The following is a 9,325-nucleotide window of genomic DNA, read 5'->3' as shown; positions in this document are numbered from 1 at the left end:
CGAAATCTTTGTTTTCTTTAAAATGTGTGAAGATATCCACACCTTCCATTTCATTATCGACACCATAATGATAAGTTTCCGCAACTTCTTCTTCTTCAATATCCATTTTGATTTCAATTCTGGTATATAAAGGAAATTCTAAGAGTAATGAATACTCGTTATTCATAAATTCGTGTAATCTTTTCAATAAAATCCATCCTTCAGTTTTAATATAATATAGATTGAATAAGAATTCTTTTCAAAAATTAACATTAAAATAATGCTACCATAATTTTGATTTTAAACGTGAATTTTCTTTTTCATTATAAAGACAAAACAGCTGCCTAAAATGACAGCTGTAATTTCTAAGATTTAGTTTTATGCTTTTTAAAATATGATTTCGCTAAGTAATTTTCAGTAAATTCTTTCAAAAAAGCGTCATTTAATAATGCTTGTATTCTATGAGAAGACTTAGTGAATTCTGGCCAATGCTTTTCAGCTTCGTAGATTCTATTATGACTTTGCATCCAGGCATCTATATAATCTTCAGGTGTATTATAGTCCAATATTTCTATTCCGTATATTCTGTTTTTCCCTCCTATAATTCCATTGAAATTTAGTTTACCAGTGTCTTTGTTGAGGATCTGGGTTGCTTTTTTTAATGCTGTAGGTTCATTTTCCTTTATATATCTATCAACTACTTTTTTACTTTTCCCCATGAAATAACACCCCTTATTTACTTGAAAATTTATCAATCTATTAAACCGTACTTTTAAATTGTTACTATATTTTATTATTCCACAAATCTTTGCAAGTGATTCAACAAAAGATAACGATTTTAATTTTTTTCTAAATTTCGTGCTTTTTTTTAATTACGATATTTCTTTATCAGACGAGATTATTTTCTATTTAATTGTGTCCAGTTTTCTTATGTAATGCATTATATCCAATATACAGGTCTTATAATTTGCCGAATAAATGTCCCTAATTTTATATTTGCTTCGCTAAATACGTTAGAAGGACACTTTTAAATGCTGTGCAAAATTGTTTTCAACTTATGGACCATTAGAAGGATTTTTTATTTTTTTTAGAAATTGTTTAAATTTCCGCCTACTAATTTCACTTTATATATATATAAGGACTTTTTTGTCCAGAAACAAGAACAACTTGCAAGTATTAGGATGAAAGGGTTAGAAATTAAAAGTAATTTGCAATATTTTTCTATCTAAAAATTTTATCGGCTTAAATGACCCACAATTGATCTCCTTTCACTATAACTACTTTGTAAGAAGGTTATGTCACAGTTTTACTTTTCCTCTCTAATAGTAGATTTGTAATAAGCATTGTTGTGACTATTAGGTGGATAAAAAAGTTTTTCTGAAGATTAGGGATTTATTTTTAAAAGTCTTGGCTTATATTAGGTAATTAATTTTATTAGGTACTTAACTTTTTCGATTTAATTGCTTATAAGTTAACGAAGGCAATTTTATCCTTTAATGAATGTCCCAATATCCTTAATTATTGCAAGTTGTACTATTGAACAAAAAAAATATGGAGGTTTACCAAAATGAAAAAAACTTTACAATCAATCAATGAACTATTGCATGAGATAAGCAGGAGGAAAGAAGATCCTCTTCTTAGCAGCCTGTATAAAGCTAACATCCTGGATGATCTTTATTCAGATGCTCTTTATATTAAAATCACACTAGAAGGCAATTCTTTACATGGACAGGTATTAAAAGATCTTCAGATTCATATGAAGCATATCTTATCTATTATCCAGGAAGATTGCTTTTCTCCTTTCTTCCACTTAACAGCAGATATAGAAAGATTATTAGAATAAGTGCTTTGGGCGGCAGCACTGACTACTGGATAACCAGATGCCTCCCTTTGGTCCGCATCTGCTAACCAGTAGTAGGTGTCGCTACGGCACTAAAAAGCTCGCTAACCACGGACTATACGGCTTTCGCCTACATTCCGTAGGTTCCAGATCTTTTTGCCTTTCAGGCCGCACCGCACGAGCCGAAAACCATCAAAATATAAAGAAACGTAAAACCAAAGGATAGCAGGCTAACGCCTGCTTTTTTTATTTGAGTCATTTTTCCCCTTTTGCCTTCCGTATGGTATTGATTCGCAAGGCCACTAATGCTGCAACAGGCAGGGCACCCGAACCTTCCCTGCAGCAGCCTAAGTGGCCGAGGAAATAGGTCAAGGGGACAAAAACTTTTTCGTTTAAGGGCAAAATCGGAACGAAAAACTTTCTGTCTTTAACCCTTGACCCATTCCCTATGCGATCAATTCATACTCCATGTCAAAACGGAAAAAATAATTCCCTTTTAGGGAACAGCCTTCCATACGGAAGACAAAAGAAAAATGAAATTCAAAGGAGCAAAATCAAATGATTCTTAAAGACTTACAAAATCAAATCATAAAAAATGTAAAAGTTCATGTGGAAAACAGTAAAATCTTTAATTTTGAGGGACTGGAGTTTAGACACTATGATAATGGGATTTTTAAGTTTTTAAGCTTTGAAAAGGAAATGAAAATTAAAACTATGATTAAGTTTGACCCTTATAATGGTCAGGTTTCTGCAGTATTTGAAGATAGTAGAGAAACTTCTTGGCTTATTGGAGAAATCACAGAATTGCAAAACTAAAGGAAAGGAAGATCCTTTCCTTCCTAAAATAAATTATTGGGGGAATTAGATATGCCGTATAAATGGGAAAAAGAAAGTTTACAAAAATATGGAGAACAAGCAACTCAAAATTTAATTGCTGGACAAAGAAGATATGAAGAACAGCATAAGGATAATGATTGTAAACACTGTGGAAAAGGAAATGAAGGAGCAATTATCGAGTGGGGGAGTGGCAACCCTTTTATTATGCACTATGGATTGTGGAGCAATGGACGATGTGAATTTTGTGGTAGATATTCAGGGGGAAAGTAATGAATAACAATAACATAACTATTTACGGATATATAAATAAGCTGAAACAAATTAAACAAGGAGAATTTAATGGAGTCGTAAGCGCCTTTTATAAGGTGCCTTACGACTGGATGGAAAACATAGTACTTTGTTTAGGATACAAATCCATTAATGAATTTTTGGACACATATACATATGACAATACAAATGAAATTATTGATTTTGCTATTGAAGATGGGATGCTAATAGAGTGCGGTACTGAAGAAAAGATTTTTGAAACGGTTGCAGAATGGTGTCCTCAATGTTGTGCTGAAGTAGAACTTCCTATGAGTTTTAAAAAGCATATTTGCCCTAATTGTAAGTTAGAAATTATACCTTGCGCTCAATGCGAAAAGCAAACTTGCAGTGAGTGCCCTTTAACTTCCTGAAATATGTATGCGTGCATACATGCATACATGCATACATGCATACGCATATACAATATTTTAAAAAAGACCTAAAGGAGTGTTTATATATGAAAAACCTATATTCTGTTACAGACCTATTGCAAGAACTTCAGGTGGTTGTCGATTATAACTATTGCCAATTAGAAAAAGTAGACGGTGACCAAAGTAACGCTAATCTAATTACCCTATTCGATGAAGAAGAAGGTGTATCTATATTTGACCCTTTCTTGTGTACTACCTTGATGAATAAAGTAGACCCTTTGACATATGGCAGAGAAAATCTTGAACAGATGATAAGTGAATACAGACTATTATTAGTATCAGAATGACAAAATAAAATCCTTTCTGTCTATAAGAAAGGATTTTATTTAATGATTTTCAGTAGATCATAAAACGGATCAATAATAAAAAAAGGAAGAAACGAGAAATGGCTAAAAGGCAGCCAATTCTCGTTTCTTCTTATTTAAATTCCCCACCCACCCCCCTTAAAACCAACTATTGGCCCCTGTTCATCCTCACTATAGCTCAGTCGTCATTCCAGGCAAGGGAGCGAAAAAATTTTTATTTCTGGTTAAACTCCGCTCTTATCGTGGTTTGATCTGGTGCGTCTCTTTCAAGGTGTGATGAAAAAGCATATCACACCTTTTCGTTCCTCCCATCTCAACCACGTTAAGGTTTTGGTCGTTCTTTGACCTGGTGCGTCCCTTCAGTCCTCCCATCCCAAGAACGAATTCAAAACTCGACTATATATTGCGGAAATAAAATTTTTTTCGCTTTTTCCCTTGCCTTCCAATCCTTCTTCGCTTCCGTTACAGATGAACAGGGGAAAAGAAAAAAACATTAAAACCCTGAAACCTTAAAACATCTGGAGGAGTATTTATATGAAAATACAAAGCATTACTTATGAATTGGTGAACGGCACGTATGAAGGGAAAGACTACGATATAGATAGATATTTCATTGTAGGTAGAAGGCCTTTATCTACTCATGAGCTTACTGTTTATGTGAACCATTTAAATAAAACCATTTCAGGTGATTGTATCCGCTACGGCTCATGGGGAGATATAGACCTTGATGAAGTAATGGAAATGTTAAAAATAGTAGAAGACGCTGGTGAGTTAAAAAGACCTTATGACGGTTACAAAGGTAAATAGGAGGGCTTGGTGAATGAATATAACTCCATTAGATAAACAATATTATTCTCATTATTGTAAGATTTGTAGGGCTCCTTTAAATGAGTTAATGGAAAATAAATGTACTGAATGTGGCTCAAATAATGTTGAATTGATTTATTACACACTCCAAGATGAACAAAGCAAAATGGTATGGACATATCTAAATGCTAGCAAACTAATCGAGTTAGCTAAGAAATCTATCCAGCATCATGACTCATCATTTAATTTTAATGAGTTTTCACTTGATAAAGCAATTAAAGCATTAGAAGCCGATGAATATTGCGTTACAGTACAGCAATGGATATTCACTATGACCAAAGATGAACTGGAAACGAAAGGCTGTGAGTGCGGAAACAAAGGACTTCTGCAGCTGGATATAAAGGAATTTGAATGTAAAGATTGTAGAAAAATTTATAGAATTGTTAATTGAATATAGCTGGTTAATCATAATGAAAAGGCAAGTGTAGACTTGTCTTTTTTGTCGTGTTGGTATGGCCTGGATTTACTCCAGCGCCGCTGCTTAACGTGGTATGACCTGGTGCGTCTCTCCGAGGTGTGATTTATTATCATATCACACCCCTCCGTTCCTCCCATCCCAACCACGTTTAAGGTTTTGATCGTTCTTTGACCTGCTGCGTCCCTTCGGTCCTACCATCTCAAGAACGAGAGCAAAACACCAGCTAAGATTATACGTTATCTCAAAATATTAATATTAAAGAATTTGAAGTTCCTTATTAAATAATTTTACGCAGTCATAACTTTAAAAATATACTGCAAATATATGTATGTAGAGAATTTATTAAAATATCTCTTTTTGGTCATACCTCTTCCCCATCCCCCATATATATAGAAATATCTTTAGGACACTAGGACAGTGTCCTAAACTAAAAATAAGAAATGGACTGATGTATATGAAGAAAGTAGAAGTAGTAAAAGATAAAATTAGAAAAGTACGTTCAGATAAAAAAAGAGATGTTAAACCAACAATATCTGCTGAATTGAAAAATTGTGTCTATCGACTTTCCTATATTACAAATACACCTGTTAAGGATGTAGTTGAAATAATTTGTGAAAAAGGATTGGAATCTAGAAAAGTATTAGAGTATCTTTCTCAATACTTCAGAAGAGATTATCAGTTTGTAAATACCATTTTTATTGGAGATCCAGGAAGGGAATCTCTTCAGAAGAAATCACAATCAGGAAGAAATGAGCGCATTACCACAAGATTTAACCAAGATACATATGAGAAAATAAAATACTTATCAGGTGCATTAGATGTCACCCCCTCGAAGGCAACGGCACTATTATTGGAAGCAAGTATAAGAAATACAGAACTATTAAATTCTTATATGAGAAACTTTTTACGTGGTACTTTAGATAAAATGAGAATGAAGGAATTAAAACAGGTGCAATTATTTGTTAAGAAGAGCAATCCATATAGTAAGGAAACTTCATGGTTTGATTTAATTGATACGATTGTAGAAGATGTTAAAGATAATACAGTTAACATAAAAGAGTCCATTACAACTTGGTTAGACAGGCTTAAATAAAGCACAAATAGCCCTAATAGTTATACTATAGGGCAACAATTTCCTTTAATGCTAAAGTTTTATATAAGAGTACCTATCTTACCAGCAACTTAAAGGCACACACTTTAGGTATTGTTTCTTTTGCCATTGTTCGAACAGGGCATCTGATATTTGTGTTTGGAGAAAACAATTTATTATTACTTTCAATATTCATCCTTTGTACTCGAAGGAGAGTAAGAATATCCGAGTTGCGCGCTAACTCATCCAGATAATAATATTTTGTTCCCATACACCTTTTATCATTATGGCCAAGTAAAAAAAATTTAAAACATTTATTAAAGGAAAATATGATATCAGCCCTTTTTCATAGCCTTTTCAATCACACTTTTTTCCACCGCAATTAAATTATCCTTATATTCTTTAAGTAAATTATAAAAGCACTCTTTGTCTACTTGATACACTTTTTTAAATCCTCTTTCCTTTCTAAAAATCTGAATAGCCTCTTTGCTTAATGTAGAAAGCATTCTTTCCCTTGAATCTGCTTCTACAACTCTACTGGTAGTTATAAGTTTATTTTCCTCGTTAATATCTGTTATGTCTTCAGAAAATGAGATTAAATCAAGAAACATGGTTTCATCTTCTATTAGAAAGCGAATCCTTGATATTGTATAGGTGTAAAGGGGAAATGTAGGGAACCCATCCGTATAAATTATATTTTTCATTTTTTTCTCTCCAGTAATTAAATTATCATTTAAATAAAAAAAACCGATTTAATGTTTCCATTAGAACGGCTTTTAGAGGATTTTATAAAGTCATATTGACTTATTCTCATGCGACGAAATATGAGAATAAATTAATTTTAACATAAAAAATTATTTATTAGGATTTAAACTCTATTATTTTAAAACTATAACTATTTATAATGTAAAAATGTTATAAAAGAATCAAAGTATTTAACTATTTATAATGTACTCATGTTATAATTGCATTAAGAAAGGAGTGGCAAAATGAATTTAGTTTTTCGATTGGCTATTGAAAAAAAGAAACTTAAAAGGCATCAACTAGTAGTAATTAAAACTCAAAAGAAAGAGTTTCGGTTTACGATTGGTGAGCTAATACAGTTAATTGATCGGAAGATCGGATATGAAAAAGAATTCATAAATCAAACCATAATGATTATGTTGTTATTAGATTACGACATATGGGAAATTTTGATTTTTTTAGCAAAAACTCATATTATGGAAAATAGTAATTATTGAGGTGATGGTCAATTGTTAAAGGATTTCACAATAGAAATTGAAAGAAAAAGAAAAGAAATGATAAGGATAGGAATGGAAAAGGGCTTAACACATAAACAAACAATTAAAATAAGTCAGGAAATAGATGAATTAATGAACTTATGGATTAATACTAAAAGACAAACTTAAAAGCCTTATTAAAGGGAAAAGGAAAATCCATTTAAATAATAGTTATAAAAAAATATATACAAATACTCATATTTACTAGTTTTCCTTTGCTTTTATAATGTATAAATGTTATAATTGTATTATAAAGGAGGTAAGGGAAACAACAAAAAAAGAGCAAATCTAATATATGCTCAACAAATTAAACAATCACTCAAAAGAAAAAGGAGAGCGAAGAATGGCAGAGCAAAAATTAGAAATGGTACAAGAAATCGTAAGAATTAAACAAGTAGTAACGGAAGGTGAAATTGCAAGAAAGGTAATTACATCTCCAGATGTAGCAGCTGCCATTGCAACAGAATACATAGGAGACGAAGACAGAGAAGTTTTCCTAGTTATGGTTTTAAATACTAAGAATGAAGTGAACGCTGTTCATAGATGTCATGTAGGAAGTATAAATGCAAGCATTGTACATCCACGAGAAGTATTTAAAGCAGCCATTCTAAATAACGGAACATCTATTGTGGTTGCACATAATCATCCTTCTTACAACCCAGAACCTTCACGAGAAGATATCCAAGTAACAGGAAGACTTCAAGAAGCTGGTTCATATTTAGGAATAGAAGTTCTTGATAGCTTGATAGTTACTCAAGACCCTAACGTATATATTTCTTTAAAAGATTTAGGATACCTATAAGAATTAGTTCACAGAAGAGAGAAACCAATTTCTCTCTCCTGTGTTATCAACTAATATAATGTATTTTGTTAAATAGAAATTAAGGAGATGAGTATTATGTATAAGGTTTTCGTTGAAAAATTAATATTAGTTGGTTATGAACGTGAAGAAGAATATAAGACTTTTAAATAAGGAAAATTTGAAACGAAATTATATAAATGCAGAAGGGCATTTTTTTAAGGGAGTAATATACGGAAGTATTCTAAGTTTAATACTATGGATGTCTTTCTTTGGCTGGATAAAGATTATTATACTTTATTTTTGTTAGTTACAGAGAATTATAAAAGGAGTAATTATAATGTCAAAGTTATATTTGTTACGAACAAAAAGCCTTAAAATCATTGTTCGTTCAGAATCAGTTGAGAAGGCACGCTTAATATATAGGCAGTATTATCCTAATACAAATTACAGCATTCAAAAATTGAAACTAACCGATTTATCTAAGAAAAGTGAACCACCTATAATGGTGTTACCGGATATTCAGTATTTATAATCAATTGGTTTTCTTTGTAATATTATTTATTTTTAATGGGTCGATAGTTGTGTTATAATCAGGGAGGAAACAAAAGGATATTTTTTCTTTTGATTGATTGTTTAAATGCTCCAACTTCATGGAGCCTTTTTTTTGAAGCGACTTAATGTATTGATGTTATAAATGTGTTTTGTAAAAAGAAAGATATTGATTTGATTATTTTAAAAAATTTAAAATTGGAGGGAATAAAAATGAATTTTGTAAGTGTAGAACAACAGAAACGGTTTTTGGAAATCAAAGAGCAAATGCCTTTTAATCTTAAGGGAAACGACAAATTGTTATCTATAGCTTATATTATGTCCAGTAGCAATGAACTACAAACAAAATTACAACCTTATATACAGTGGGATAAAGGTTACGACTATGAGAAAATGATCCGTGAAGTTCCTTTTTCTAAGGAAGAATTAGTTTTAGTAAAAGCTTCAGTAACTTTCTTTGATAATGGTGTAATCCTTCAATTCTCTGAGGTATTTACAGAACTAGAACAAACTGAAAGAGAAATAGTCCTGAATGCTGCTGATATCAGATATTCAAAAAGAGATATTTATGAGCCTGGAGAAGGCAATTTATATACTAAATAGAAAAGGTTGAATTTAATT

Annotated in this window: 12 protein-coding genes; 10 read left to right on the top strand and 2 right to left on the bottom strand. The window is 31.6% G+C overall.

Going from position 1 to position 9,325, the window contains the following annotated elements:
* Positions 1-344: 344 nt before the first annotated feature.
* On the bottom strand, positions 345-698 hold the full coding sequence (locus tag ACF1AK_RS35970) for a hypothetical protein (protein WP_356973183.1): 354 nt from the start codon (positions 696-698) through the stop codon (positions 345-347).
* A gap of 1,679 nt (positions 699-2,377) precedes the next feature.
* On the opposite strand from ACF1AK_RS35970, the gene ACF1AK_RS35965 reads away from it, so the two are divergent.
* The 7 genes from ACF1AK_RS35965 to ACF1AK_RS35935 all read left to right on the top strand — a co-directional run bounded on the left by ACF1AK_RS35965 (position 2,378) and on the right by ACF1AK_RS35935 (position 6,076).
* Positions 2,378-2,635, top strand: coding sequence for a hypothetical protein (locus ACF1AK_RS35965; protein WP_356973181.1), 258 nt, complete (start codon positions 2,378-2,380; stop codon positions 2,633-2,635).
* A 36-nt stretch (positions 2,636-2,671) separates the two neighbouring features.
* On the top strand, positions 2,672-2,926 hold the full coding sequence (locus ACF1AK_RS35960; protein WP_356973179.1) for a hypothetical protein: 255 nt from the start codon (positions 2,672-2,674) through the stop codon (positions 2,924-2,926).
* Positions 2,926-3,333, top strand: a complete 408-nt coding sequence (locus ACF1AK_RS35955; protein WP_351072252.1) for a hypothetical protein — start codon at positions 2,926-2,928, stop codon at positions 3,331-3,333. Before ACF1AK_RS35960 ends, ACF1AK_RS35955 begins: the two co-directional genes overlap by 1 nt.
* A gap of 86 nt (positions 3,334-3,419) precedes the next feature.
* Complete coding sequence (locus tag ACF1AK_RS35950) at positions 3,420-3,680, top strand: hypothetical protein (RefSeq protein ID WP_351072255.1); 261 nt, start codon at positions 3,420-3,422, stop codon at positions 3,678-3,680.
* Positions 3,681-4,232: 552 nt separating this feature from the next.
* On the top strand, positions 4,233-4,505 hold the full coding sequence (locus tag ACF1AK_RS35945) for a hypothetical protein (RefSeq protein ID WP_351072235.1): 273 nt from the start codon (positions 4,233-4,235) through the stop codon (positions 4,503-4,505).
* A gap of 13 nt (positions 4,506-4,518) precedes the next feature.
* Complete coding sequence (locus ACF1AK_RS35940) at positions 4,519-4,956, top strand: hypothetical protein (protein WP_351072238.1); 438 nt, start codon at positions 4,519-4,521, stop codon at positions 4,954-4,956.
* Positions 4,957-5,437: 481 nt separating this feature from the next.
* Positions 5,438-6,076, top strand: a complete 639-nt coding sequence (locus tag ACF1AK_RS35935) for a hypothetical protein (protein ID WP_356973176.1) — start codon at positions 5,438-5,440, stop codon at positions 6,074-6,076.
* 332 nt (positions 6,077-6,408) lie between these two features.
* Here the strand turns inward: ACF1AK_RS35935 and ACF1AK_RS35930 are convergent, their stop codons facing one another.
* Positions 6,409-6,684: a hypothetical protein gene (locus tag ACF1AK_RS35930; RefSeq protein ID WP_356973174.1), complete on the bottom strand. Its 276-nt coding sequence runs from the start codon at positions 6,682-6,684 to the stop codon at positions 6,409-6,411.
* 642 nt (positions 6,685-7,326) lie between these two features.
* Here ACF1AK_RS35930 and ACF1AK_RS35925 point away from each other — a divergent pair.
* The 3 genes from ACF1AK_RS35925 to ACF1AK_RS35915 all read left to right on the top strand — a co-directional run bounded on the left by ACF1AK_RS35925 (position 7,327) and on the right by ACF1AK_RS35915 (position 9,307).
* The gene (locus ACF1AK_RS35925) at positions 7,327-7,482 is read left to right on the top strand and encodes an aspartyl-phosphate phosphatase Spo0E family protein (protein WP_259347140.1); all 156 of its coding nucleotides are present in this window, start codon (positions 7,327-7,329) and stop codon (positions 7,480-7,482) included.
* Between the two features lie 166 nt (positions 7,483-7,648).
* Positions 7,649-8,155, top strand: coding sequence for a RadC family protein (locus ACF1AK_RS35920; protein WP_391503047.1), 507 nt, complete (start codon positions 7,649-7,651; stop codon positions 8,153-8,155).
* Positions 8,156-8,851: 696 nt separating this feature from the next.
* Positions 8,852-9,307 carry a hypothetical protein gene (locus ACF1AK_RS35915; protein ID WP_366816769.1) on the top strand — a complete coding sequence of 152 codons (456 nt, stop codon included), beginning with the start codon at positions 8,852-8,854 and terminating at the stop codon, positions 9,305-9,307.
* Positions 9,308-9,325: the final 18 nt, after the last annotated feature.

The sequence above is a fragment of the Kitasatospora sp. NPDC015120 genome (genome assembly GCF_043080305.1).
GTDB lineage: Bacteria > Actinomycetota > Actinomycetes > Streptomycetales > Streptomycetaceae > Kitasatospora.
This window is presented reverse-complemented; position numbering and strand designations above follow the sequence as displayed.

What these genes read in the sequence shown, in the direction of transcription:
- ACF1AK_RS35930 (WP_356973174.1), bottom strand. Translation starts at nt 6,684, where the DNA reads ATGTTTCTTGATTTAATCTCATTTTCTGAAGACATAACAGATATTAAC.
- ACF1AK_RS35940 (WP_351072238.1), top strand. Translation starts at nt 4,519, where the DNA reads ATGAATATAACTCCATTAGATAAACAATATTATTCTCATTATTGTAAG.
- ACF1AK_RS35935 (WP_356973176.1), top strand. Translation starts at nt 5,438, where the DNA reads ATGAAGAAAGTAGAAGTAGTAAAAGATAAAATTAGAAAAGTACGTTCA.
- ACF1AK_RS35945 (WP_351072235.1), top strand. Translation starts at nt 4,233, where the DNA reads ATGAAAATACAAAGCATTACTTATGAATTGGTGAACGGCACGTATGAA.
- ACF1AK_RS35920 (WP_391503047.1), top strand. Translation starts at nt 7,649, where the DNA reads ATGCTCAACAAATTAAACAATCACTCAAAAGAAAAAGGAGAGCGAAGA.
- ACF1AK_RS35970 (WP_356973183.1), bottom strand. Translation starts at nt 698, where the DNA reads ATGGGGAAAAGTAAAAAAGTAGTTGATAGATATATAAAGGAAAATGAA.
- ACF1AK_RS35955 (WP_351072252.1), top strand. Translation starts at nt 2,926, where the DNA reads ATGAATAACAATAACATAACTATTTACGGATATATAAATAAGCTGAAA.
- ACF1AK_RS35965 (WP_356973181.1), top strand. Translation starts at nt 2,378, where the DNA reads ATGATTCTTAAAGACTTACAAAATCAAATCATAAAAAATGTAAAAGTT.
- ACF1AK_RS35950 (WP_351072255.1), top strand. Translation starts at nt 3,420, where the DNA reads ATGAAAAACCTATATTCTGTTACAGACCTATTGCAAGAACTTCAGGTG.